Origin of the sequence: Bordetella genomosp. 13 (assembly GCF_002119665.1) — a bacterium.
GTDB lineage: Bacteria > Pseudomonadota > Gammaproteobacteria > Burkholderiales > Burkholderiaceae_B > Bordetella.
The window spans coordinates 16,031-39,642 of sequence record NZ_CP021111.1 but is presented as its reverse complement, the minus strand read 5'-3'; the positions used below and the strand labels follow the sequence as shown (position 1 = coordinate 39,642).

Sequence of the window (23,612 nt, the reverse complement as noted above, 5' to 3'; positions counted from 1 at the left end):
GCTCCGCCGCTACCCGCGCTCAACGCTCGATCTCGCGCGTCCAGCGCTTGTTCCAGTCGTCGCGATTCTGGTTGACGGTGTCCCAGTCGATGACGATGAGCTTGGCCGCGCGCTCCCCGATGGGCATGGGCACGTTGGGATCGTCCTTGGCCTGCGCCTTCTTGTTCACCGGGCCGTAGCCGTAGCTGTTGGCCAGCTTGGTCTGCACCTCGGGCGACACCAGGTAGTTGACGAAGGCCTGCGCCAGCGGGTGCGGCTTGGACTTGGCGACCGGACACACCGAGGACAGCAGCGCGTAGGCGCCCTCGCTGGGATACACGAAGCCCACCGGGAACCCCGTGTCGGCAAAGGCCTTGACGCGGCCGCTGCCCCACACGGCGATGGACGCCTGGCCGCTGGAGAACAGCTCGGTCATCTTGCCGGGCGAGGGCTCGTACACCAGCACGTTGGGGCCGACCTGGTCCTTGAAGGTCTTGAAGCCAGGGTCGATCTTCTTCTCGCCGCCGCCGCCTTCGCGCGCGTACTGCACCAGCGCGTGCAGGCCGTACGTGTTGTTCAGCGGCGGGATGACCAGCTGCTGCTTGTACTTGGGGTCCTTCAGGTCGGCCCACGACTTGGGCGGCGCCCACTTCTTCTCTTCGAAGACCTTCTTGTTGTACATGATGCCCGTGGCCACGATGCCGATGGCCACGGCCTTGTCGTCCTTGTACAGCGCGGTGCCGTACAGGTCGTCCTTGGGCAGTCCCTGGATGGGGCCGCAGAAGCCCAGCGCGATGGCCTGGTACATCGGGCCGTCGTCGATGATGGCCACGTCGACCTGCTGGTTGCTCTTCTGGGCCTGCAGGCGCGCCACCGTGTTGGTGGAGTTGCCCGCGACGTAGTCGAGCTCGACGCCGTGCTGCTTGCCGAAGGCAGGGAAGATCTCCTGCCGCATGATGTCCTCGAACGAGCCACCGTAGCCGGCCACCACCAGCTTCTGCTGGGCGCCCGCCGCCGCCGAGTACGCCGCCGCCAGCGTGGCGGCGGCAAGCACTGCAACTACTTTACCCATGTGAACCCCCGATCGTTATTGGACGTACAATTTGTCCGGACATGAATGTCCGGACAAATGATCGAACCATCACGGTAAAGTCGTCAACATAGTGATGTCCCTTACTTCCCCACCGATACCGCAGGAACGCCCATGATCCGATCCGTGTCGCCCGAGAGCGCCGCTTCCGCCGAGGACGCGGACGCGATGCTCAGCGCCGGCACCGACGCGCTGGCCGACGACGGCCGCGCTCCGCGTTACAAGGCCATCTACCAGGACCTGGCCCGCGGCATCCGCGCCGGCCGCTATCCGGTGATGACGCTGCTGCCCACCGAGCACGAACTGTGCGTCCAGTACGACGCCAGCCGGCACACCGTGCGCGAGGCCATCCGCCTGCTCACCGAGGCCGGCATGGTGTCGCGCCGGCCCGGCGTGGGCACCCGCGTCGAGGCCGCCAAGTCCGCCACGCGCTACACCCAGCGCATCTCGCAGCTCTCCGACCTGTTCCAGTACATCAAGAATGCCTCGCTGCGCGTGCACGACGTCCGCATGATCAAGGTCAACGCCCGGCAGGCCGAACTGCTGGGCTGCGCCCTGCGCAACGAATGGCTGTACGTGCGCGCCATCAAGCTCTTGGGCGCGAAGTCGGCGCCGGTGGCGTTCTCCGAGGCCTACGTGCATCCGGACTACGCCGCCATCCAGGCCGACATCGGCCGCGTGCACCTGCCCCTGTCCGGCCTGATCGAAACGCGCTACAGCCAGCGCATCAGCGAAGTGGCGCAGGAGTTCTCGGCCACCCCCATCGGCAAGGAGATGGCCGAACTGCTCAAGGTCGCCCCCAAGACTGCGGGGCTGGTCATCACGCGGCGCTACTTCGGCGAACACAGCACGCCCATGCTGGTCACCGTCACCACCTTTCCGCACACCAAGATGAAGTACTCGATGTCGCTCAAGGTGGACTGGCCCGAATGACTCCCGCTGCACCATGACTCCTTCAGCGCGCACCCATGCAATCGCTGCCCCGGCCGCTTACTGCCCGTACACGGCTTGCGCTTGCGCCGCGCTGATCTTGTCGTCCAGCAGGTCGCGCTCCACGCGCGCCCGCGGCCGCTCGGCCGGGCTGCCGTAGCCGCCGCCGCCGGGCGTCTCGATGCGCACGCTCTCGCCGGGCGCCAGCGGAATGTTGGCGGTCTTCGAGAACAGCTCCTCTTGCTGCGGCGTGCCGAAGTTGCGCACCAGGCGGGCGCGCCGGCCATCGCCGCCGCCCGCCACGCCGGCCGCCACGCCCACGGTGTGGCTGTCCGAACGCGCCGAGAACACCACGCCCGGCCCCACCGCGCGGATCTGCTTGGCGATGGCCAGGCCGCCGCGCGTGCGGCCCGGGCCGCCGGAATCCTGGATCAACGCGTACTCGTCCATCAACAACGGGTACTCGTTCTCCAGCGCCTCCACCGGCAGGTTCGAGGTGTTGGTCATGTGCACGTGCACGCCGTCCATGCCGTCCGCGTCATAGCGCGCGCCCGCGCCGCCGCCCAGTGTTTCCAGGTAGACGAAGTGGCCCGCGCGGCCGGGCCAGCGGCCCGAGAACACGATGGCCGGGCAGCAGTCGTTGCCCGAGGCCATGATGCGTTCGGGCGGCAGCAGGCCGCGGAACGCGCCGAAGATCGTGCCTGCCACCTTCTGCGCCGTGATCGAGCGCGCGCCCACGGCGGCGGGCGCCTCGGGATTGGTGATGGTGCCCAGCGGCGCGGACACCGAGATCGGGTCGAACAGGCCCGCGTTCGGCGCCAGGTCGGGATCGAGCAGCGCCTTCACCGCGTAGTACACGCAGGCGCGCAGCGCGTTGATGGGCAGGTTCATGGCGCCGCGCGCCTGCTTGCCCGTGCCCTCGAAATCGAAGTGCAGCCTGCCCTCGGCCACGGTCAGCGTCACGTGGATGGGCACCGGGTCGCCGCCCATGCCGTCGTCATCCAGGTCGCTGTGGAACGAATAACTGCCTTCCTTCAGTTCCGCGATGCGGTTCTGCAGGCGGCGCCGCGTATACGCGATGACGTCGTCCACCGAGCGCAGCACCGCGTCCAGTCCCATCTGGCGGATCAGGCCCTGCACCGCGGCCGCGCCGCGCCGGTTGGTGGCCATCTGCACGCGCAGGTCCAGCAGCCGCTCTTCGGGGTCGCGCGTGTTCGAGCAGATCAGGCGCAGCAGGTCTTCGTCGACCTCGCCGGCGCGCGCGATGCGGCACGCCGGGATGCGGATGCCTTCCTCGAAGATCGACTTCAGGCCGCCCGCGATCGAACCCGGCACGGCGCCGCCCACGTCGGAGTGGTGCGCGATGTTCGCGGCGAAGAATCGCAGCGTGCCGTCCCAGAACACCGGCGTCACGATGTTGATGTCGGGCAGGTGGCTGCCGTCGGCCAGATAGGGATCGTTGCAGATGAAGACGTCGCCGTCGCGGATCGCCTCGGGCCGGTAGGTGGCCAGGATGGCGCGCATGGCGCCGTCCAGCGAGCCCAGGTGCAGCGGGATCTGCGTGCCCTGGGCAACAAGGCGGCCGGCGGCGTCGAACAGCGCCACCGAGCAGTCCTTGCGCTCCTTGATGTTGGTGGAGAACGAGGCTCGCACCAGCGTGTTGTTCATGTCCTCGGTGATCGACAGCAGGCGGTTGCAGAACACCTCCATGCCGATCGGGTCCGCCAGGACGGGCGTATCCGCATGCTCAGTCATGCAGGTCTCCTTGCAGCACAATGATCAGATTGCCGTAGTCGTCGACGCTGGCATGGTGGCCGGGGCCCACCACAGTCGTCGAACTCATCTCTTCCACCAGCGCCGGGCCAGCGAAGCGCGTGCCGGCCGGCAGCAGGTCGCGGTCGTACACCGGCGAGTCCAGCCATCCCGCGGCGGCGCCGAAGTACGCGCGGCGCTCGCCCATGCGGGCGCGCTCCAGGCTGCCGTCCACGTGGCGCGGCGCCAGCGGGGCCTTGATGACCTGGCCCACCGCCTGCAGGCGGCAGTTGATGATCTGCACGCCGCGGTCGTCCACGGTATAGCCGTATTCGCGTTCGTGGGCCTCGCCGAAGCGGCGCAGGAACTCGGCGCAGCCTTGCGCCGCGTCTTCCATCGCCACCTGCACTTCGAAATTCTGGCCTTCGTAGCGGGCGTCGATGGCCATGCGCACCTGGCGCATGGCGGGCGCCACGCGTTCGGTCTCCAGCCAGGCCTGCGCCTGCTGGCGCAGCTGGGCGAACACCGACTCGACGTGGGGCCAGTTCGCCTCCGTGGCCAGCGCGATCTCGCTGCGCACGAAGTCGAACGAGATGTCGCTGAGCAGGATGCCGCGCGCGCACATCGTGCCCGGCTCCTGCGGCACGATGACGCGTGGGATGCCGCATTCCTCGGCCACCTCGACCGCATGCAGCGGCCCCGCCCCGCCGTACGCATACAGCGCGAACTCGCTGAGGTCGTAGCCGCGCTCGGTGGACACGGCGCGGATGGCGCGGCTCATGTTGGCCGCCGCGATGCGCAGGATGCCTTCGGCCGCTTCCTCCATGGACAGGCCCAGCGGCTGCGCCACGCGTTCCTTGATGACGTCGCGCGCCGCCCCCGCATGCACCGCCATGCGGCCCTTCAGCAACGAAATGGGGTTCAGGCGCTGCAACGCAATCTCGGCGTCGGTGATGGTCGGCTCGGTGCCGCCCCGGCCATAGCCCACCGGTCCCGGCACCGCGCCGGCGCTGTGCGGGCCGACTTTCAACGCGCCCGCATCGTCCATCCAGGCGATGCTGCCTCCGCCCGCGCCGATGACGTGGATGTCGACCATGGGCGTCTTCACCGGATAGCCGGCCACATGGCGATGCGAGGTGAACAGCGGCTGCCCATCCACCACCAGCGACACGTCGGTGCTGGTGCCGCCGACGTCGAACGTGACGAGATTGGGACTGCCGATCACCCGGCCCACCGCGGCGGCCCCGACCACGCCGGCCGCGGGGCCCGACAGGCAGGTGCGCACCGGATAACGGCGCACCGTGGCGATGGACATCAGCCCGCCGTTGGAGTGGATGGTGTGCGGTTCGTGCACGATGTCCAGCTCGCGGGTGCGCGCCAGGAATCGCTCCAGGTAACGCTCCATGCGCGGTCCCACCGCGGCGTTCAGCACCGTGGTCGACAGGCGTTCGTACTCGCGGAACTCCGGCAGCACCTCACTGGACAGGCTGACGTACACGTCGGGCAGTTCCTCGGCCACGATCTCGGCCGCGCGGCGCTCGTGTTCGGGATTGCGGTAGGCATGCAGGAAGCAGATCGTCACCGCCTCGATGCCGCCCTCGGCGAAGACGCGGGCGGCGGCCCTCACCTGCGCCTCGTCCAGCGGACGCAGCACCTGGCCGGCCGCATCGACCCGCTCGTCGATCTCGATGCGGAACTGCCGCGGCACCGCCACCGGCGGCTTGCCCACGCTGTAGTCGTACAGGTGGGGCCGCGTCTGGCGGCCGATCTCGAGCACGTCGCGAAAACCGCGCGTGGTCAACAGTCCCACGCGCGCCCCCTTGCGCTCGATGATCAGGTTGGTCGCCACCGTGGTGCCGTGGCCCACGTGCGACACCTGGTCGGGCGACACCTTGTGATCGGCCAGCATCCCGGCGATGCCGACCTGGATGGCTTCCGAAGGATCGTGCGGAGTGGAAGGCACCTTGTGGAAGTGCACCTGCCCGCTGCCCTCGTCGATCATCGTGAAGTCGGTGAAGGTCCCCCCGACGTCTATTCCTATGCGATACATGCCTGCGTCATCCTATGGTTATGGGCGGCGGGCGCCGCGCTCAGTCCAGCTTGATGCCGGCCTGCTTGACCACCTGGCACCACTTGGCCACTTCGGTCTTGATCATGTCGCTGAAGGCCGGGCCCGCGACCTTGGATACCTCGGCGCCCTGCTGCTCGAGGTAGGGCTTCATCTCGGGACCGTGCAGCACCTGGACCAGCGCATCGGTCAGCGGCTTGCGCACGTTCTCGGGCAGGTTGGCCGGCGCCAGCATGCCGAACCACACCATGGCCTCGTAGCCCGGATAGCCGGATTCGGCCACCGTGGGCACGTCAGGCAGCATGGCGGATCGTTGGCTGGACGTGACGGCCAGCGCCTTGATCTTGCCGTCCTTGACGTACGGATACGAGGTCATCACGACGTCCATCATCATGTTGACCTGCCCGCCCACCAGGTCGATCAGCGCGGGACCCGAACCGCGATAGGGCACGTGCACCATCGACACGCCCGCCGTGGTCTTGAACAGTTCGGCGGCCAGGTGGTTCGAGGTGCCCTGGCCGTTGGAGGCGAACGAGTACTTCTCGGGCTCCTTCTTCAGCAGCGCCACGAACTGCTGCAGGTTGTCGGCGGGCACCGACTTGTTCACCACCAGCACATTGGGAATGGTGGCCACCACCGACAAAGGCGTGAAGTCCTTGATGGGGTCATAGGGCAGCTTCGAATACACGCATGCGGCACTGCCGTGCGTGCTGACCGAACCCATCAGAATGGTGTACCCATCCGCCGGCTGGCGAGCCACGTATTCCGTGCCCACCGTGCCGCCGGCGCCTGGCCGGTTCTCGACGATGACGTTCGCGTTGAGCTGCTTGCCCAGACCTTCGGCCACCTTGCGCGCGATCAGGTCCGTGGACCCTCCCGCCGCGAACGGGACGACGATGCGTACTACCTTGTCCTGCGGCCATGCGGCCATTGAAGGCGCGGCGGCGGCCAGCGCGAAAGCTGCGGCCGCCACGCGCGCCGCGACGAGACGTGCTGTTGTCATGTACTACCCCTTGTGTCGTTAGAACTTCTCGGTCGCCGGTCGTACGCGCCGGCATGTGTTCACTGCAACAACGGGTTCATACTAGGCTTGTGCAAGCCGAGACAGCAGCGTTTCTTGTTTATAGTGGCATCAACTGCATTTATGGGGATGGGCGATGAAACAACCGGACCTGAACCTGCTGCTGCATTTCGACGCGCTGATGACGTGCCGCAGCCTGACCCGCGCGGCCGAGCAGCTGGGCGTCAGCCAGCCCGCCATGAGCGCGGCCATGAACCGCCTGCGCCGGCTGTTCAACGATCCGCTGCTGGTGCGCGAGGGCGCGGGCTGGCAGCCCACCGAGCACGCCAACGAACTGCACCGGCGCTTTCGCCCCCTGATCGAGGAATGGCGCCGCGCCACGCGCGTGCTGGACGAGTTCGACCCCGCGCACTCCGCGCGCGCGCTGTCGCTGTATGCCACCGATTACGTGCAGTTCACCCTGCTGCCGCGCGTGCTGCCCGACCTGGCGCGCGACGCGCCGCACTTCCAGCTGCGCATCGTGCCGGCCCGTCCGCAGCATGGGCTCAGCATGCTGGATACCAACCATGTGGAACTGATCGCGGGCTACTTTCCGGAGCCATCGCCCGACCTGCGCGCACGCTTCCTGTACGACGAGCCCGCCGTGTGCGTAGTGCGCGAAGGACACCCATGCCTGCGCAAGCGCTGGAACCTGGATGCCTACCTCAGCTACGGCCACCTGGACCTGGCCGCGCACACCCGTTTCTTCAGCACCGCGGTGGACCGCGTGCTGCAGGGCCAGAACCGGCGCCGCCACATCGTGGCCACGCTATCCAGCTACCTGGTCTGCCCTTTCGTGATCGCGGCCTCGGACCTGATCGCGACCATGCCGGTCAGCATCGCCAAGACCATGGCCGCCGCCACGAAGACCGTGACGCTGAAGGTCCCGCTCGGCCTGCCGAACATCGCCGTGTCGCTGTACTGGCACGAGAGGTATCAGGACGACGCCGGGCATGCCTGGCTGCGGCAGTACATCGCCGACCGGGTGTCGGTGTAGCTACCGGGGCTCAATGCCCGTGGAACACGGGGCTGCGCTTCTCCAGGAATGCCGCGACGGCTTCGTCGTGGTCCCTGGTATGGTGGGCCAGCGCCTGATAGGACGCTGCCAGCTCCAGCGACGACTGCAGCGACGAGAACTGGCTCTCGCGCAGCAACCGCTTGGTCAGGCGCAGCGTAAGCGGCGGCTGCCGCGCGATCGAGGCGGCCAGTTCCTGGGCTTGCGCCAGCGTGTCCTGCGGCGGCGCGAGCCGGCTCACCAGGCCGATGGCCAGCGCTTCCTCAGCACCGATGCGATCACCGGTCAGCATCAGCTCCATGGCCTTGGGCACCCCCACCAGCCGCGACAGCAGCCACGCGCCGCCATCCGCCGGCACGATGCCCAGCTTGATGAAGCTGGCGGCGAAGACCGCCTCGCGCGAGGCCACGCGGATATCGCACATGCAGGCCAGGTCCAGGCCCGCGCCGATGGCCGGGCCGTTGACGGCCGCGATGGTCGGCACGTTGAGGTGATACAGCGCCATCGGTATCCGTTGTATGCCGCGCCGGTAGGCCTCGCATACCTGCATCGGCGAGCCCGCGGAGAAGCTCTTCTTGTCGCGCATGTGCTTGACGTTGCCGCCCGCCGAGAACGCCGGCCCGGCTCCCGTCAGCACGACCGCGCGCACGTCGTCGTCGCGCTCCAGCGCGTCGCACATCGCGACGAACTCCAGCATCTCGTGCTCTTCCGACAGCGCGTTGCGCTGTTCGGGACGGTTCATGGTCAGCGTGACGACCCCGTTGTCGTTGCGCTCGCAGATCAGGAAATCGCTCATCGGATCATGCCTCTCGTGTCAGGTCCAGTTCCAGTTCGCCCGAGGTCGCGGCCGGCCACCATGCCTGCGGCCCGCCCGCGCACACCGCCCTGCCCAGATGCAATGACCACCAGCCATGCGATCCGAACTCGCTGCGCCAGGACCATAGACGGCGCGTCGCGTAATGCAGGGTGTGTTCGTACGTGAAGCCGATCGCGCCGTGCACCGCGTGCGCCAGCGCGGCCGCGCGTCCCGCGGCGCGGCCGGCGCGGATCTTGGCCGCCGCGATCGGCAGCCATGCCGGCCCGCTGCCGGCCTGGCCGCACGCGTAGGCGCTGGCGGCCACCGCCGCGGCCGCCTCGCAGCCGAGCTCGGCCATGTGGTGCTGGATGGCCTGGAACTTCGCCAGCGGCCTGCCGAACTGCACCCGCTCGCCGGAATACAGCAGCGTCTGCTGCAGGATGCGTTCGATCGCGCCGGCCATCTGCGCGGCCCGCATCATCGCTCCCAACCGCAGCAACACGGACGGGCCCAGGCCGGGCGCGGCCTGCCAGGCGCTGAGCGGCGCATCGCACAGCGTGAATCCTACGCGCGGTTCGCGCGCCACGTTCATGGCGCCGTCGTCGTCCCATTGCAGCTGCCGCGCGTCCAGCGACCTCAGGTCTATCCGTCCCACGTGCGGCACGCCGTCCACGTCGGCCGACACCACCACGCAGTCGGCGTGCCGCGCGTAGGGGGCATGGGCGACGCGGCCCGACACCGCGCGGTCGCGCACCTGCCCCGCATCCAGCTGCGCCACGCTCAGCACGGCGTGCTCGTCGTGCGGATCGCCGCCTGCGCCCAGCAGATAGTGCCCCAGCATGGTTTCCGGCAGCGGGACCGGCACGGCATGCCAGCCCGCCGCATGCAGCAGCGGATAGGCCTGCGCCCAGGACAGCCCGCTACCGCCCTGGACCTCGGGCCGCAAGGCCACGGTGAAGCCCTGTTCGACCACCTGCCGCCACAGTGCCTGCGCGAACTCGCCCGCCTCGGCGCGCTGCTGCAGGGCCGGTTGCACGGCATCGCCGAACACTGCATTCGCGCTGTCGCGCAGCATGCTCTGGATATCGTCCATGACTATCGCGCTCCCAAACCACGCGCGATGATGCCGCGCAATATTTCGCGGGTGCCGCCGCGCAGCGAGAACGACGGCGCGACCTGCATCACGTAGGCCATTACCTGCGCCTCGGCATCGCCGCCTCCTACGCGCGGCTCCAGGTCGAACAGGGCATGCGCCGCTTCCGGCAATGCCTGCTCGAACAATGTGCCAAGCTCCTTAACGCATGCGGCCTCGAGCTGCGGGTCTTCGCCGCGCTCCAGGCGCCCCGCCACAGACAGCGACATCTGCCGCAATGTCAGCGCATCGGCCATGAAGCTGCCCATGGCCCGTGCCACGGCCGCGTCAGGATCCCGCCCGGCCAGCCTCATCATGGCGGTCAGCAGCGCCGCGGCGCTCAGGTAGCGCTCGGGGCCGCTGCGCTCGAAGGCCAGTTCGGCCATGACCTGCGACCAACCCTGGCCGGGCGCGCCGATCAGGCGGTCGGCGGGCACGAACACGTCCTCGAATACCACCTCGTTGAAATGCGCGTCGCCCGCCAGGTCGCGGATCGGCCGCACGGTCACTCCAGGCGCATGCAGGTCGATAACGATCTGCGACAGCCCTTCGTGCCGTTCGCTGCCCGGCTCGGTGCGCACCAGCGCGATCATCCAATGGCAGCGATGCGCGTTGGTCGTCCACAGCTTGGTGCCGTTGACGCGCCAGCCGCCCTCGACCGCCACGCCGCGCGTGCGGGTGGCGGCCAGGTCGGATCCCGAATCGGGTTCGGACATGCCTATGCAGAAATACGATTCGCCGCGCGCGATGGGCGGCAGGAAGAACTGCTTCTGTTCTTCCGTGCCGTAGCGCAGGATCAGCGGCCCGCTCTGCCGGTCCGCCGTCCAATGCGCCAGCACCGGGGCTCCCGCCGCCATCAGTTCCTCCGCCAGCACGTAACGATGCAGGGCGCTCAGGCCTTGGCCTCCATACTCGCGCGGCCACGTCATGCCTATCCATCCGCGCCGGCCCAGCGCCCGCGTGAAGTCGGCGTCGAAACCCATCCACGAGTACATGCGCCGCGTGAGCGCGAAATCGGGGCCCAGCGTCTGGTCCAGGAAATCGCGCACTTCCTGGCGCAAGGCCTCGGCCGCGGGCGGCAGGGGGATGGGCATGAACCGTTCGGACCACATGCTAGATCACTCCTTCACGGCGCAGGTCCGCGATCTGGCCGGCGGACATGTCCAGCAGATCCTCCAGCACTTCATCGGTATGCTGCCCCAGCAGCGGCGGCGGATCGCGGTACTCGATGGGATGCCGTTCGAAATGGATCGGGTTGGCCACCAAGGGCACGTCGGCGCCGGCGGCATGCCGCATCGTCATGCGCATGCCGCGGTGCACGACCTGGGCCTCGGCGAAGGTCTGGTCAAGCCGGTTGATCGGCCCGCAGGGCACGGCATTGCGGCCCAGCTGCTCGCACCACCATGCGGTGGACTGCTGCTGCATCGCCTGTGCAATCAGCGGCACGAGCTGGTCGCGATGCATGACGCGGCCGGCATTGGTTCGGAAACGTCCGTCGTCGGCCAGCGCCTCGAGTCCGGCCAACCCGCAGAAACGCCGGAACTGGCCGTCGTTGCCCACCGCCAGGATGACATGGCCGTCGGCCGTGCGAAACGATTGATAGGGCACCACGTTGGGATGCGCGTTGCCGAACCGCCGCGGCACCTCGCCCGAGATCAGATAGTTCTGCGCCTGGTTCGACAGCATCGCCACCTGGCAGTCCAACAGGGCCATGTCGATGTATTCGCCCACACCCTCGCGGTCGCGGCGCGCCAGCGCCGCGAGAATGGCCACGGCGGCATACATGCCCGTCATCAGATCGGCCACCGGGACGCCAACCTTCTTGGGCCCGCCTCCGGGCAGGTCGTCGGCATCGCCCGTCAGGCTCATCAGGCCGCCCATGCCTTGCACCATGAAGTCGTAGCCGGCATGCGCGCGCATGTCTCCGGTCTGGCCGAAGCCGGTGATCGAGCAGTACACCAGGTCGGGCTTGAGTTCGCGCAAGGCGGCATAGTCCAGCCCATAGCGGGCCAGGTCTCCCACCTTGTAGTTCTCGATCACGACGTCTGCATCCACCACCAGCTTGCGGACGATGGCCTGGCCCGCCGCGGTGGCGATGTCGACGGTCACGGACCGCTTGCCGCGGTTGGCGCACATGAAGTACGCCGTTTCGGACGTGTCGGCTCCGTCGTCATCGCGCAGGAACGGAGGCCCCCACCCCCGGGTATCGTCGCCCTGTCCGGGCCGCTCGATCTTGATGACGTCGGCTCCCAGGTCGGCCAGCGTCTGTGCCGCCCAGGGCCCCGCGAGAATGCGCGACAGGTCGATGACGCGCAGGTGAGAAAGCGCTCCAGCCATTCATGCCACTCCTGCCAGGGCGATGATCATCGCGACGATTCCTTTTCTTTCAGCTCGCGGGCAAGCGGGGCATACGCCTTGCGCTCGTCCTCCACCCGCCGCTCCCATGCCGGGCCATCGAGATAGGACAGGAATGGTGCGTCGAAGCGCGCCACGGCCCGATAGCCGGGATCGGCCATGGCATTCTCGATGGCCTTGCTCAGCCGCTGCGCAACGTCGGCGGGCACGTCTTTGGGCATTGCGAAGCCGCGCTCGGCGGTCATCTCCGCCGGCAGCCCGCTTTCGAACGTAGTCGGCACATCGGGCAGCGAGGGCAGGCGATCGCGGCGAAACTGCGCCAGCATCTTCAGCCCCTCGGCCTGCGCCTGCTGTACCTCCGAGGCGGACACGAAGGCCAGGTCGATGTGGCCGCCGCCCAGGCTGGTCTTCTGCTCGGACGTGCCTTTGAACGGGATGTCGTTCAGGGCGACCTTGCCCGCCGTCTGCATGCGCTGCATGGCCAGGTGGCCATTGGTGCCGATGCCGTTGTGGCCGGCCGACAGGGAGCGGGGCTTGCTCGCCAGCTGGTCCATCACCTGCTTCATCGTCTGCGGCCCCTTGTTCGCGCGCGTGACGAGCACGGTGGGGTCGGACACCACCCGGGCCACGAGCGCCACGCGGCCCGGGTCATAGCTGGTCTGCCGCATCATGGGCAGGAAGAAGTACCCCGGCAGGTTGACGATGGCCAGGGTGTAGCCATCGGGCTTGGCGCGCTGCATCTGGTGGACCGCGAGCTCGCCCGACGCGCCCGGCTTATTGACGATCACCAGGCGTGCCTTGCCGCCAAGCTGCTTCTCGATATAAGGCGCCAGCGACCGCGCCATGATGTCGGTGGTGCCGCCGGCGGCAAAGCCGACCAGCACCTCGATGGGCTGGTCGTCGGGCCATGCCGCCCACACCGGCTGGCCGCAGGTCGCGGCCAACCCCAGCGCCGCGCACAGCAATCTCCACTTGACCATTTGTCGTCTCCTTTGGTTTTTGTCGCCGCGGAGGTCTGAAGCCGCCGTCGGACCCGTGAAGCGTACGAAGTGCCGGGCATTGAGGAAAGCGATAATTTCGAAACCGACGTCAGTCGAAAAAGGAATATGAGCGCCGCACTCCGGAATGCAACGGAGCCGCATGTGCTACGTCGCGTCGCGCCGCCTTCCAGGAGAGGCCGGTTTGCGCATGCGTGCAAGGAACTTAATATTGCTTTTCCTCACGCTTCCGATCCCTCCATGACGCTGAAGCAGATCCAGGCCTTTTACTGGGCCGCCACCTTGGGCAATTTCGCCGCGGCGGCCGCCCGCCTGCACATCACGCAGTCGTCGCTGTCCAAACGCATCGCCGAACTGGAAGACGAGCTGGCATGCGCGCTGTTCGACCGCAGCCGCAAGCAGTCCGTGCCCACCGCGGTGGGCGAGCGGCTTCTGCCTCGATGCCGGGCAGTGCTCGACATGATGGAATCATTGGAACGCGACGCCGGCGCCGACCCGGACAGCCGCGCGTTGACGGGCATCTGCAGGTTCGGCATCAGCGAGCTGTCGGCATCGACGTGGCTGCCCCGGTTCGTCGACAAAGTGCGCGCCGCCCATCCGCAGTTAGTGCTGGCGCCGCAGGTCGTCCTTACCGGCCATCTGCAGCGCCTGGTGCAACGTGGCGAACTGGATTTCGCCATCATCGCGGGGCCGCCCTCCGGGACGGCGCTGGACAGCCAGGTCGTGGCGCACGTGCCGTTCACCTGGGTGGCGTCGCCGCGGCTGGCGGGCGCCGGCGCCGTGCTGGGCCGCGAGGACTTCGCCAGCCTGGACGTGCTGGCCCATCCGCCAGAGTCGGGCCTGGCGACGGCCTTCAATAGCTGGCTGACGCTGCACAACCTGAAAGTGCGGCGCACTATCGTGTGCAACAGCCTCACGGTCATCACCGGCCTGACCGTCTCCAGCATGGGCATCAGCTTTCTGCCGGCGGACTATGTGCAGCCACTGGTCAGGCAGGGCAAACTGGTGGCGCTGCGCAGCGAACCGGCCGCGCCGACGCTGGCCTATCACATGATCTGGCTGCGCGACGACATCCGCCCCATGACGCGCATCGTCAAGCGGCTGATTCTGCAGACCATCGACTTCTCGGTGCCCAACCCGCTGTGGGCGCCATGAAAAAGGCCGCGTGTGCGGCCTTTTCGGGGTTCTCGCGCGAGCAAAAACGCGCGAACGTCACTCGGGATACGTACCCGGCACGAGAATGCTGCGGTCGACCTGCGACAGGTTCTTGCGGCCGCACAGCGCCATGGTGACGTCCATTTCCTTGTACAGGATCTCGAGCACGCGCTTCACGCCGGCCTCGCCGTAGGCGCCCAGGCCATACAGGAAGGCGCGTCCGATCATCGTGCCGCGCGCGCCCAGCGCCACGGCCTTCAGCACGTCCTGGCCCGAGCGGATGCCGCCGTCCAGCCAGATCTCCATGCGCGAGCCGGCGGCTTCCACGATGGAAGGCAGCACGCTGATGGAAGACAGCGCGCCGTCGAGCTGGCGCCCGCCGTGGTTGCTGACGATGAGCGCATCGGCGCCGCTGTCGGCGGCCAGGCGCGCGTCTTCGGCATCGAGAATGCCCTTGAGGATCAGCTTGCCGCCCCAGCGCTGCTTGATCCACTCGACGTCGGCCCAGCTCAGGCGCGGGTCGAACTGCTCGGCCGTCCACGACGACAGCGAGGACAGGTCGGTGACGTTCTTGGCGTGGCCGACGATGTTGCCGAACGAGCGGCGGTTGGTGCCCAGCATGCCCATGCACCAGCGCGGCTTGGTGGCCAGGTTGATGAGATTGCGCAGCGTGGGCTTGGGCGGCGCGGACAGGCCGTTCTTGATGTCCTTGTGGCGCTGCCCCAGGATCTGCAGGTCGAGCGTGAGCACGAGCGCCGAGCAGTTGGCGGCCTTGGCGCGGTCGATGAGGTTGGCGATGAACTCGCGGTCGCGCATCACGTACAGCTGGAACCAGAATGGCCGGCGCGTGAACTGGGCCACGTCCTCGATCGAGCAGATGCTCATGGTGGACAGCGTGAAGGGCACGCCGAAGTCGGCGGCGGCACGGGCGGCGAGCATCTCGCCGTTGGCGTGCTGCATGCCGGTCAGGCCCGTGGGGGCCAGCGCCACGGGCATGATCGCGTCCTGGCCGGCCATGGTGGTGGCCAGCGAGCGGCCTTCCATGTCCACCGCCACGCGCTGGCGCAGCTTGATGCGGCGGAAATCGTCCTCGTTGGCGCGATAGGTGCTTTCGGTCCACGCGCCGGAATCGGCGTAGTCGTAGAACATGCGCGGCACGCGCTTCTGCGCGATGACGCGCAGGTCTTCGATGCTGGTGATGGTGGAGAGATTCTGGCTCATGGTGTTATTGGGATCGTGATGGCCACGGAGCGGGGAAATGCAGATGCGGTATACGCGCCTTGGCGCGAGCGCTGCCCAGTATACGCCCGGGCCCGGCCACCAGGCGGCCGATCCATCGCATAATCGGACTTAAGGCCGACCCGTTTCCCGGCCAGCAGGATAAGGACAGACTCATGACGAACGCCCCCATCGAAACCGTCCACGTCACCATCAGGGGCAAGGTCCAGGGCGTCGGCTATCGCCACGCCACCGTGCGGCGCGCCCACATGCTGGGCGTCACCGGCTGGGTGCAGAACCTCGAGGACGGCACGGTCGAAGCGCTGGTGCAGGGCACGCCGGACCAGGTGGACCACATGCTCGAATGGCTGCGTCGCGGCCCGCCCGCGGCCACCGTGCGCGAACTGGAGACGCGCCGCGAATTCACCGAAAAGCGCTACGGGCGCTTCGAGCAGCTGTAGCCGGCAAGCGGCTCTCGGCCGCTACGGCAACACCGCTACAGCACGGGCGCGCGCTGCCAGAACCGCGTGGCCTGCTCGAACGCGTAGGCCATCTGCAGCACGCCCCATTCGTCGCGGTGACGGCCGACGATCTGCAGGCCCACCGGCAGGCCATCGGCCGTGAATCCGCACGGTACCGAGATGGCCGGATGGCCGGTCAGCGAAATGTAGTACCCCGACCGCATCCAGTCGATGTAGTTCATCATCGGCATGTTGTCGATCTCCAGCGGGTACTCCAGGTCGACGTTGAACGGCGCCACCTGGCTGACCGGGCCGATCACGAACTCGTGGCGCTGCATGAAGGCATGCATGCGCTCGAACAACGCGGTGCGTTCGCGCTCGGCGCGCACCAGGCGCTCGGCGGGCTGCGACCAGCCCAGCTCGGTGTTCCAGATCACCGTCTGCTTGACGCGATCGCGGTGGTTGCGCACCGTGTCGCCCTGCGCGATGGCGAACTGCTGCGCGCGCAGCGCATGAAAAGCGGCATCGGCATCGCCGAAATCCGGGCATGCCTCTTCCAGCGCGCAGCCCAGTTGCTCGAATATGGGCAGCTGCGCCTGCAGCACCTGCGTGACGGCGGGCTCGACGGGAAGCCCGCCCCAATTCAGCGTGAAGGCCACCCGCACGCCGCCGAAGTCGCGCTCCAGCGGATCGAGGAAGCGGCGCGGGTCCTGCTCGATGGTCAGCGGATCGCGCGCGTCGGCGCCGGCCAGCGCCGCCAGCATCAGGGCCGCGTCGGACACCGTACGCGCCATGGGCCCGGCCACCGTCAGCGTGCCGTACGAGGCCGCCGAGGGCAGGTTGGGCACGCGACCGGGCGAGGGCCGCAGGCCCACGACGTTGCAGAAGCCGGCGGGATTGCGCAGCGATCCGCCCATGTCCGTGCCGTCGGCCAGCGGCAGCATGCGGGCCGCCAGCGCCGCCGCCGCCCCGCCGCTGCTGCCGCCCGCGCTGCGGCTGCGATCGTAGGGATTGCGCGTGGCGCCGAACACCGTGTTGAACGTGTGCGAACCCGCGCCGAACTCGGGCATGTTGGTCTTGCCCAGCGTGATCGCGCCCGCAGCGCGCTGGCGTTCTACGACCACGCTGTCGCGGGTCGGCACGAAATCGCGGAACACCGGCGAGCCATAGGTGGTGCGCATGCCCGCGGTAAGAAAGCTGTCCTTGTGCGCCACCGGCAGGCCATGCAGCAGTCCCAGCGGCTTGCCCGCTGCCTGCGCCTCGTCCGCCTGCGCCGCCTGGCGCAGCGCGCCTTCCGCATCCAGCGTGACGATGGCGTTGATCGCCGGATTCCACCGCTCGATGCGCGCCAGGTGCGCCTGCACGACTTCGCGCGCGCCCAGGTGTCCCGCCGCGATCTCGGCGCGCATCTGCAGCGCGGTCATGTCGCATATCGAGGTCTCGGACATCGCCAGTTCTCCTTCAGTTGTTCCGTCGCCTTCGTGATGCCGCCGGGCGTGCTACGACTGGCACTATACGCCCTTGCCCCCCGCGCCCAGCCTCGTATACTGGCTCGATGGTACGCGCCCTTTCCCCTCTCCCTTCGAAACTCGCCACGGCCGAGGACGCCGACGCCTACGATCGTTGGCTACAGGCCGAGATCGAAAGCGCATTGCATGAGGCAGCGGCGCCTGACGCGAAGTTGCTTCCGCATGACGAGGTGAGAGGCCGGATGGAAGCCCTTATCGAGGCTGTCGAGAAACGCCAGAAGGCCCGCCGGGCAAACTCATCGGAATGATCAAGGCAGTCTGGCCGCCTCATGCGTTCCATTGTCTGGCTTGAATCCGCCGAGCGGCGGTTGGCGAAGATCATCCTGGACATAGCCGAAGAGAATCCCCAAGCGGCACGTCGTCTGTACCATCTCATTCACGACTCGGTCCTGCCCGCGGCAGAGCATCCGCACCTTTTCCGCCCCGGGGCGGGTCCCCGGCACGCGAGAAATCGTGGCCCATCCGAATTACGTCGTGGTCTATCGCGTAACCGCAGCCGCCATCGTCATCATCCGAGTGCTGCACACGAGGCAACACTATCCTCGAACAGGATGACGCCCGGACTCAACCGGCCGCAGAAACGTCGCCTCCTCGCGCACACTCCAGCAGATACTCGATCATGGTCGATATCGCCCGGGGGTGATGCCGGTTAGGCATGTACAGCATGAACATGCTGCGCCCGTAGATGCTCAGGCGCCAGTCGTTCAGCACGGTGACGACGTCGCCCCGCTCGACGTCCTGCCGTACCACGTAATCAGGCACCAGGCCCACGCCCAGTCCTTCCAGGATGGCCTGCCGCATGAAGGGATAGTCTCGCGTCGCCAGCGTGGGCTCGAGCGTGACGAGATGGCGGCGCTCGCCCAGGTAGGCGGACAGGCGCAGCGGCCGGCCGATCACGGCCGCGCACAGCAGCGGCCCTTTCTGCAGGTCGTCAGGGTGCTCGGGCAGCGCGGCCCGGCTGGCGTAGTCGCGCGACACACATGCGTAGTAGCGCATCGGCCCCAGTTCGCGGGCCACCAGCGTGGGCGGCGGCGCCGACATGATGCGCACGGCGATGTCGACTTCGTCGCGCACCAGATCGTCCACGCTGTTGTTGAACACCACGTCGAGCACGATGCCGGGATAGCGCCGCTTGAACGCCAGCAGCCAGGGCGCCATCACGAAGTGCCCATAGCCGCTGGGCACGCTGAGCCGCACCCGGCCCTGCAGCGTATTGCCCAGCGTCTGCACCGACTCGCGGGCGGCCGACAGCTCTTCCTGGATGCTGCGGCCGTGGCGATACAGCTTCATGCCAAGTTCGGTGGGCTCGACGCGCCGCGTGGTCCGGCGCACCAGCTGCATGCCCACCGAGCGCTCGAGCTGGTTCAGGTGGTAGCTGACGTTCGCCCGCGTCATTTTCAGCCGGCGGGCGGCTTCGCTCAGGTTGCCGGCGTCGAGGATCTCGACCAGCAGGATCAGCGACTTCAAATCCATGGCAGGTGGGGCGGATTGCCGTTGTCAAAAAATCCTGAACAGATTGTCAACCCGATGAGGGATTGTCAAGGTTCGCTTGCTGGCAAACAATCTGGTGATATTCACGAATGCCGGCGTCTGCACGACCGGCCCACAGGAGACAAGTCCGTGCCGACGAGACCTCGTCCGCTGGCGCCCCGCGCGGGCCGGGCGGCGGCCGCGCGGGACCTCTCCTCCTGCAACGGAACCGCATCATGGACCTGAACTTCAGCCCCGAGGAACTGGCGTTTCGCGACAGCGTGCGCGAGTTCCTGCGCGAACGCCTGTCGCCTGAGCTGGCCGCCAAAGTGCGCGCGGGCAAGCACCTGAGCAAGGCGGAGATGGAAGGCTGGCATGCCGAGCTGCACGCCCGCGGCTGGCTTGCCAGCCACTGGCCCGTGGAGTACGGCGGCACGGGCTGGAGCGCCGCGCAGAAATACATCTTCGACTATGAATCCGCGGTGGCCGGCGCCCCGCGCATCGTGCCGTTCGGCGTCAGCATGCTGGGTCCGGTCCTGATCAAGTACGGCAGCGAGGCGCAGAAGCGCTACTGGCTGCCGCGCATCCTCGACGGCTCCGACTGGTGGTGCCAGGGCTACTCCGAACCCGGCGCCGGCTCGGACCTGGCCTCGCTGCAGACGCGCGCCGTGCGCCAGGGCGACGAGTACATCGTCAACGGCCAGAAGACCTGGACCACGCTGGGCCAGTACGCCAACATGATCTTCTGCCTGGTGCGCACGTCCAGCGAGGGCCGGCAGCAGGAAGGCATCAGCTTCCTGCTGATCGACATGAACAGTCCCGGCATCGAGGTGCGGCCCATCGTCACGCTGGACGGCGATCACGAGGTCAACGAAGTCTTCTTCTCCGACGTGCGCGTGCCCGCGGCCAACCTGGTCGGCGAGGAGAACCGCGGCTGGACCTGCGCCAAATACCTGCTCACCTATGAGCGCACCAACATCGCTGGCGTGGGCCTGTCGTACGCCGCGCTGGAAGAGCTGAAGGCCGCCGCCGCGGCGGCCAGGCGCAATGGCCGTCCGCTGGACCAGGACCCGCTGTACGCGGCGCGCCTGGCTCGCGTCGAGATCGACCTGGACAACATGCGCACCACCAACCTGCGCGTCATCGCCGCGTCCGAGCACGGCGCCCCCGGCGCGGAGAGCTCGATGCTGAAGATCCGCGGCACGCAGATCCGCCAGGAGATCGCCTCGCTGCTGCGCCGCGCCGCCGGTCCGCATGGGCGCTCGCACGATGAGGGCATGCTGGAATCCGGCGACGCGCTGGGCTTCGGCCCACCCGGCACCGAAGGGGCCGCGGCGCGCTACTTCAACCTGCGCAAGCTGTCGATCTTCGGGGGTTCCAACGAGATCCAGCGCAACATCATCTCGAAGATGATCCTCGGACTCTGAGCGGAGACGGACAGGATGGACCTGCAACACACCGACGACCGCCGCATGCTGGCCGACATGCTCGGCCGCTTCATCGGCGAACAGCACGACGCCGCGGCGCGCGCGCGCATCGCCTATTCGGATACCGGCCACAGCCCCGAGTTGTGGCAGCGCTTCGCCGAACAGGGCGCCATCGCGGCGCTGTTCGACGAGCCCGCCGGCGGCCTGGGCGGCGGCGGCTTCGACATCGCGGTGGTGTTCGAGGCGCTGGGCCGCGGCCTGGTGGCCGAGCCCTTTCTTGGCACGCTGATGGCGGGCAGCGTGCTGGCCGCCGCGGGGGCGGCGCACCGGCCATTGCTCGACGGCATGATCGCCGGCAACGACATGGTGGCGTTGGCGCACGAAGAGGCCGGCGGCTACGCGCCGACGCGCGCGGCCGCCCTGGCGCGGCGCGACGGCGCCGACTGGGTACTGGATGGCGACAAGGTCATGGTGCCGGCCGGCGAGGCCGCCCGCCACTTCGTCGTCTCGGCAACCAGCGCGGATGCGGGCATCTCGCTCTTCGTGGTACCGGCGGATGCGGCGGGGCTTGCCGTGCGCGGCTGCGGCGCCATCGACGGCGGGCGTGTGGCCGACCTGTCGTTGCGCGGCGTGCGCGTGAACGAAGCGGCACTGCTGGGCGCGGCGGGCGCGGGCGGCGCGCTGCTGGAACAGGCGCTGGGCCGCGGCATCCTGGCTCTGTGCGCCGAAGCCGTGGGCGCCATGGACGTGGTGCGCGACGGCACACTCGACTACCTGCGCACGCGCCGCCAGTTCGGCGCGCCCATCGGCCAGTTCCAGGCCCTGCAGCATCGCATGACCGAACTGGTCATCGAAATCGAGCAGGCCCGCTCGGCGGTGGTCAACGCCGCCGCGGCGCTGGACGGCGAAGAACGCATCGCACGTGAACGCGCGCTGTCTGCCGCCAAGTACACCATCGGCCGGGTGGGGGCGCTGGTCGCCGAGGAGAGCATTCAGCTGCACGGCGGCATCGGCATGACCTGGGAATTGCCGCTGGCGCACTACGCCAAGCGTCTGGTCATGATCGATCATCAGCTGGGCGACGAAGACGAGCATCTGGCGCGCTACATCGCGCTGGGGCAGGCCTAGGAGGGCGCATGGAAGCAGCCGTCTGGCCCGACGACGCATCCGCGGCCGCGCGTGCCTTTCGCACCGGCCCGCCGGTGCGCAGCCTGGCCGACGTGCGCCGGCTGGAGGCCGTGCCGCTGCACGAAGCCGTCACGGCCGACAGCACGTACGAGATCTTCCGCAACTCCGCGGCGGCCTTCGGCCCGCAGCGCGCGCTGACATTCCTGCGCAGCGCCGTACCCGGCGACTCGCCGCTGTCGCTCAGCTATACCGAACTGCTGCAAGGCATTCACCGCACCGCCAACGCGCTGCATGCGCTTGGCGTCGGTCCGCGCGACAGCGTGGCCATCATGCTGCCGGGCTGCCTGGAATACCACCTGTCTCTGTGGGGCGGCGAAGCGGCCGGCATCGTGCAGCCGCTCAATCCCATGCTGAACGAGGACAAGCTGGCGGCGCTGCTGAACGCCACCGGCGCGGTCGTGCTGGTCGCCTACGGCAGCGACCGCGAATCGGGCATCTGGTCCAAGGCGCTGCGGCTGCTGGACGCCGTGCCCACGCTGCGCGCGCTGCTGCGCGTGGCGCCGCATGACGAGGCCACGCCTGAAATCGAGGCCCCGCAGGACTCGCGCCCATGGACACGCACCGGCGAGCCGCTGCCGCAGCACGCGCGCGCGCGGCTGGTGGACTTCGCGGAAGCCCTTGCCGTGCAGCCCGACGCCCAGCTGCTGAGCCGTCGCGTGCCCCTGCCCGGTGACGTCGCGGCCTACTTCCACACCGGCGGCACCACGGGCGCGCCGAAGCTGGCCATCCATACGCATGCCAACCAAGTGTTCACCGCCTGGGCCGGCGTGCAGCTGCAGGGCGTAGGCCCGAAGGACGTGGTCATCAACGGCTATCCGCTGTTCCACGTGGCCGGTGTGCTGCCCGCATCGCTGGCCGCGCTGTCGGCCGGCGTGGAAACCGTCATCCCCACGACCTCGCTGATGCGCAACCGCGAGATCATCCGCAACTACTGGCGGCTGGTGGAACATCATCGCGCGACGTCGCTGCAAGGCGTCCCCACCGTACTGGCGGCGCTGGCCGACGTCCCCCTGGATGGCGCCGACATCTCCTCGCTGCGTTACTGCCGCACCGGCGCGGCGCTGCTGCCGCCCGAACTGGCGGCGCGCTTCGAGCGGCAGTTCGGCCTGCACGTGCACGAAAGCCTGGGCATGACCGAGATGGCAGGCATCACCAGCATCACGCCGCCGGGCGTCGTCGGGCCGGTAGGGTGCGTGGGCTTTCCGCTGCCCTATGCGCGCATGCGCATCGTCGCGCTGGACAGCCTGGGCGGCGCATGCCGCGACCTGCCCGTGGGCGAAACCGGCATGGTGCTGTTCCGCTCTCCCAATGTGTTCGCGGGTTACCTGGATGCCGCCGACACGGCCGAGGCCTTCACCGCCGACGGCTGGCTGATCACCGGCGACGTCGGGTTCGTCGACGAGCATGGCCGCCTGAACCTGCGCGGACGCGCCAAGGACCTGATCATCCGCAGCGGCCACAACATCGATCCCACGGCCATCGAGGACGCGCTGGGCCGGCATCCCGCCGTGCAGATGTGCGCGGCGGTGGGCGCGCCCGATGCCTATGCGGGCGAACTGCCCGTGGCCTATGCCGTGCTGGCCGAAGGCGCGGATGCCAGCGAGGCCGACCTGCTGGACTTCGCCGCCCGCCACGTCGAGGAAGCCCCCGCGCGGCCCAAGCGCATCACCATCGTGCCCGCGCTGCCCACCACCAACGTGGGCAAGATCTACAAGCCTGAACTGCGGCGCCTGGCGGCGGAAGCCGCTGTGAATGCCGAAGCGTCCCGACTGTGGCAGGCCGCGGGGGCGCAGGGCACGCCGCCGTTGGCGGTGCTGGCCGAGTCGGCCACGGTGGTCACGGTCGTGCCCCAGTTGCCTATCGACGCCAGTCTGTACGAATCCTTGCGGCAGGGCCTGCAGCGCCTGCCGCTCGAGATACGGTTCCGCGACCCTTGATCGGGCGCGGCACCCGCGCCTGGACGTGATCGATGGCGCAAACGAACAACAA

The 23,612-nt window shown here is 68.3% G+C and carries 20 protein-coding genes and 1 pseudogene; 9 read left to right on the top strand and 12 right to left on the bottom strand.

The genetic code is table 11. The features are described 5' to 3' along the window. Nucleotides 1-19: 19 nt before the first annotated feature. Nucleotides 20-1,051, bottom strand: a complete 1,032-nt coding sequence (locus tag CAL15_RS00165; protein WP_086076766.1) for an ABC transporter substrate-binding protein — start codon at nt 1,049-1,051, stop codon at nt 20-22. A 132-nt stretch (nt 1,052-1,183) separates the two neighbouring features. Between CAL15_RS00165 and CAL15_RS00160 the strand changes: the two genes are divergently transcribed. After that, nucleotides 1,184-2,002 carry a GntR family transcriptional regulator gene (locus CAL15_RS00160; protein WP_232468078.1) on the top strand — a complete coding sequence of 273 codons (819 nt, stop codon included), beginning with the start codon at nt 1,184-1,186 and terminating at the stop codon, nt 2,000-2,002. Between the two features lie 57 nt (nt 2,003-2,059). Here CAL15_RS00160 and CAL15_RS00155 read toward each other — a convergent pair whose 3' ends face one another. The 3 genes from CAL15_RS00155 to CAL15_RS00145 are packed head-to-tail and all read right to left on the bottom strand — an operon-like array spanning nt 2,060 to nt 6,822. Beyond that, nucleotides 2,060-3,754: a hydantoinase B/oxoprolinase family protein gene (locus tag CAL15_RS00155; protein ID WP_086076765.1), complete on the bottom strand. Its 1,695-nt coding sequence runs from the start codon at nt 3,752-3,754 to the stop codon at nt 2,060-2,062. Continuing rightward, on the bottom strand, nt 3,747-5,801 hold the full coding sequence (locus CAL15_RS00150; RefSeq protein ID WP_086076764.1) for a hydantoinase/oxoprolinase family protein: 2,055 nt from the start codon (nt 5,799-5,801) through the stop codon (nt 3,747-3,749). Before CAL15_RS00150 ends, CAL15_RS00155 begins: the two co-directional genes overlap by 8 nt. A 40-nt stretch (nt 5,802-5,841) precedes the next feature. Further along, a complete protein-coding gene (locus CAL15_RS00145; protein ID WP_086076763.1) occupies nt 5,842-6,822 on the bottom strand; it encodes a Bug family tripartite tricarboxylate transporter substrate binding protein in 981 nt (326 codons plus the stop codon). A gap of 154 nt (nt 6,823-6,976) precedes the next feature. Here CAL15_RS00145 and CAL15_RS00140 point away from each other — a divergent pair, with 154 nt between their 5' ends. Continuing rightward, nucleotides 6,977-7,876 carry a LysR family transcriptional regulator gene (locus CAL15_RS00140; protein ID WP_198299115.1) on the top strand — a complete coding sequence of 300 codons (900 nt, stop codon included), beginning with the start codon at nt 6,977-6,979 and terminating at the stop codon, nt 7,874-7,876. A 10-nt stretch (nt 7,877-7,886) separates the two neighbouring features. Here the strand turns inward: CAL15_RS00140 and CAL15_RS00135 are convergent, their stop codons facing one another. Genes CAL15_RS00135 through CAL15_RS00115 form a run of 5 tightly spaced genes read right to left on the bottom strand, consistent with a single transcriptional unit; the run spans nt 7,887 to nt 13,157 of the window. After that, the gene (locus tag CAL15_RS00135; RefSeq protein WP_086076762.1) at nt 7,887-8,690 is read right to left on the bottom strand and encodes a crotonase/enoyl-CoA hydratase family protein; all 804 of its coding nucleotides are present in this window, start codon (nt 8,688-8,690) and stop codon (nt 7,887-7,889) included. Nucleotides 8,691-8,694: 4 nt separating this feature from the next. Then, entirely contained in the window at nt 8,695-9,783 is a 1,089-nt protein-coding gene (locus CAL15_RS00130) for an acyl-CoA dehydrogenase family protein (protein ID WP_086076761.1), read from the bottom strand. 2 nt (nt 9,784-9,785) lie between these two features. After that, on the bottom strand, nt 9,786-10,934 hold the full coding sequence (locus CAL15_RS00125) for an acyl-CoA dehydrogenase family protein (protein WP_086076760.1): 1,149 nt from the start codon (nt 10,932-10,934) through the stop codon (nt 9,786-9,788). 1 nt (nt 10,935) lies between these two features. Further along, a complete protein-coding gene (locus CAL15_RS00120; RefSeq protein ID WP_086076759.1) occupies nt 10,936-12,159 on the bottom strand; it encodes a CaiB/BaiF CoA transferase family protein in 1,224 nt (407 codons plus the stop codon). Between the two features lie 26 nt (nt 12,160-12,185). Continuing rightward, complete coding sequence (locus tag CAL15_RS00115) at nt 12,186-13,157, bottom strand: tripartite tricarboxylate transporter substrate binding protein (protein WP_157666565.1); 972 nt, start codon at nt 13,155-13,157, stop codon at nt 12,186-12,188. Between the two features lie 258 nt (nt 13,158-13,415). On the opposite strand from CAL15_RS00115, the gene CAL15_RS00110 reads away from it, so the two are divergent. Next, nucleotides 13,416-14,330 carry a LysR family transcriptional regulator gene (locus tag CAL15_RS00110; RefSeq protein WP_086076757.1) on the top strand — a complete coding sequence of 305 codons (915 nt, stop codon included), beginning with the start codon at nt 13,416-13,418 and terminating at the stop codon, nt 14,328-14,330. A gap of 57 nt (nt 14,331-14,387) precedes the next feature. Here CAL15_RS00110 and CAL15_RS00105 read toward each other — a convergent pair whose 3' ends face one another. Continuing rightward, a complete protein-coding gene (locus tag CAL15_RS00105) occupies nt 14,388-15,551 on the bottom strand; it encodes an alpha-hydroxy acid oxidase (RefSeq protein WP_086076756.1) in 1,164 nt (387 codons plus the stop codon). A 173-nt stretch (nt 15,552-15,724) separates the two neighbouring features. Here CAL15_RS00105 and CAL15_RS00100 point away from each other — a divergent pair, with 173 nt between their 5' ends. Further along, nucleotides 15,725-16,009 carry an acylphosphatase gene (locus tag CAL15_RS00100; RefSeq protein WP_086076755.1) on the top strand — a complete coding sequence of 95 codons (285 nt, stop codon included), beginning with the start codon at nt 15,725-15,727 and terminating at the stop codon, nt 16,007-16,009. Nucleotides 16,010-16,044: 35 nt separating this feature from the next. Here CAL15_RS00100 and CAL15_RS00095 read toward each other — a convergent pair whose 3' ends face one another. After that, nucleotides 16,045-17,457 (bottom strand): amidase, encoded by a 1,413-nt coding sequence (locus CAL15_RS00095; protein WP_086076754.1) that lies wholly within the window; start codon nt 17,455-17,457, stop codon nt 16,045-16,047. A gap of 350 nt (nt 17,458-17,807) precedes the next feature. Here CAL15_RS00095 and CAL15_RS24560 point away from each other — a divergent pair. Both CAL15_RS24560 and CAL15_RS24555 read left to right on the top strand, forming a co-directional pair. After that, a pseudogene (locus tag CAL15_RS24560) lies at nt 17,808-17,915 on the top strand (hypothetical protein); the annotation flags it as partial. A 76-nt stretch (nt 17,916-17,991) separates the two neighbouring features. Beyond that, on the top strand, nt 17,992-18,093 hold the full coding sequence (locus tag CAL15_RS24555; protein WP_232468077.1) for a type II toxin-antitoxin system RelE/ParE family toxin: 102 nt from the start codon (nt 17,992-17,994) through the stop codon (nt 18,091-18,093). A 9-nt stretch (nt 18,094-18,102) separates the two neighbouring features. Here CAL15_RS24555 and CAL15_RS00085 read toward each other — a convergent pair whose 3' ends face one another. Continuing rightward, nucleotides 18,103-19,011, bottom strand: a complete 909-nt coding sequence (locus tag CAL15_RS00085; RefSeq protein WP_086076753.1) for a LysR family transcriptional regulator — start codon at nt 19,009-19,011, stop codon at nt 18,103-18,105. Nucleotides 19,012-19,244: 233 nt separating this feature from the next. On the opposite strand from CAL15_RS00085, the gene CAL15_RS00080 reads away from it, so the two are divergent. From CAL15_RS00080 to CAL15_RS00070, 3 genes are read left to right on the top strand one after another with little or no spacing between them, the layout of a single operon-like run. Then, nucleotides 19,245-20,435: an acyl-CoA dehydrogenase family protein gene (locus tag CAL15_RS00080; protein WP_086076752.1), complete on the top strand. Its 1,191-nt coding sequence runs from the start codon at nt 19,245-19,247 to the stop codon at nt 20,433-20,435. Between the two features lie 15 nt (nt 20,436-20,450). Next, on the top strand, nt 20,451-21,563 hold the full coding sequence (locus CAL15_RS00075) for an acyl-CoA dehydrogenase family protein (RefSeq protein WP_086076751.1): 1,113 nt from the start codon (nt 20,451-20,453) through the stop codon (nt 21,561-21,563). A gap of 8 nt (nt 21,564-21,571) precedes the next feature. Further along, nucleotides 21,572-23,560 (top strand): acyl-CoA synthetase, encoded by a 1,989-nt coding sequence (locus CAL15_RS00070; protein ID WP_086076750.1) that lies wholly within the window; start codon nt 21,572-21,574, stop codon nt 23,558-23,560. The last annotated feature ends 52 nt before the right edge of the window (nt 23,561-23,612 follow it).

Coding starts and splice junctions, on each gene's coding strand:
- CAL15_RS00165 (WP_086076766.1), bottom strand. CDS start 1,051: ATGGGTAAAGTAGTTGCAGTGCTTGCCGCCGCCACGCTGGCGGCGGCG.
- CAL15_RS00145 (WP_086076763.1), bottom strand. CDS start 6,822: ATGACAACAGCACGTCTCGTCGCGGCGCGCGTGGCGGCCGCAGCTTTC.
- CAL15_RS00115 (WP_157666565.1), bottom strand. CDS start 13,157: ATGGTCAAGTGGAGATTGCTGTGCGCGGCGCTGGGGTTGGCCGCGACC.
- CAL15_RS00155 (WP_086076765.1), bottom strand. CDS start 3,754: ATGACTGAGCATGCGGATACGCCCGTCCTGGCGGACCCGATCGGCATG.
- CAL15_RS00105 (WP_086076756.1), bottom strand. CDS start 15,551: ATGAGCCAGAATCTCTCCACCATCACCAGCATCGAAGACCTGCGCGTC.
- CAL15_RS00110 (WP_086076757.1), top strand. CDS start 13,416: ATGACGCTGAAGCAGATCCAGGCCTTTTACTGGGCCGCCACCTTGGGC.
- CAL15_RS00095 (WP_086076754.1), bottom strand. CDS start 17,457: ATGTCCGAGACCTCGATATGCGACATGACCGCGCTGCAGATGCGCGCC.
- CAL15_RS00160 (WP_232468078.1), top strand. CDS start 1,184: ATGATCCGATCCGTGTCGCCCGAGAGCGCCGCTTCCGCCGAGGACGCG.
- CAL15_RS00070 (WP_086076750.1), top strand. CDS start 21,572: ATGGAAGCAGCCGTCTGGCCCGACGACGCATCCGCGGCCGCGCGTGCC.
- CAL15_RS00140 (WP_198299115.1), top strand. CDS start 6,977: ATGAAACAACCGGACCTGAACCTGCTGCTGCATTTCGACGCGCTGATG.
- CAL15_RS00075 (WP_086076751.1), top strand. CDS start 20,451: ATGGACCTGCAACACACCGACGACCGCCGCATGCTGGCCGACATGCTC.
- CAL15_RS00085 (WP_086076753.1), bottom strand. CDS start 19,011: ATGGATTTGAAGTCGCTGATCCTGCTGGTCGAGATCCTCGACGCCGGC.
- CAL15_RS00120 (WP_086076759.1), bottom strand. CDS start 12,159: ATGGCTGGAGCGCTTTCTCACCTGCGCGTCATCGACCTGTCGCGCATT.
- CAL15_RS00125 (WP_086076760.1), bottom strand. CDS start 10,934: ATGTGGTCCGAACGGTTCATGCCCATCCCCCTGCCGCCCGCGGCCGAG.
- CAL15_RS00130 (WP_086076761.1), bottom strand. CDS start 9,783: ATGGACGATATCCAGAGCATGCTGCGCGACAGCGCGAATGCAGTGTTC.
- CAL15_RS00100 (WP_086076755.1), top strand. CDS start 15,725: ATGACGAACGCCCCCATCGAAACCGTCCACGTCACCATCAGGGGCAAG.
- CAL15_RS00080 (WP_086076752.1), top strand. CDS start 19,245: ATGGACCTGAACTTCAGCCCCGAGGAACTGGCGTTTCGCGACAGCGTG.
- CAL15_RS00150 (WP_086076764.1), bottom strand. CDS start 5,801: ATGTATCGCATAGGAATAGACGTCGGGGGGACCTTCACCGACTTCACG.
- CAL15_RS00135 (WP_086076762.1), bottom strand. CDS start 8,690: ATGAGCGATTTCCTGATCTGCGAGCGCAACGACAACGGGGTCGTCACG.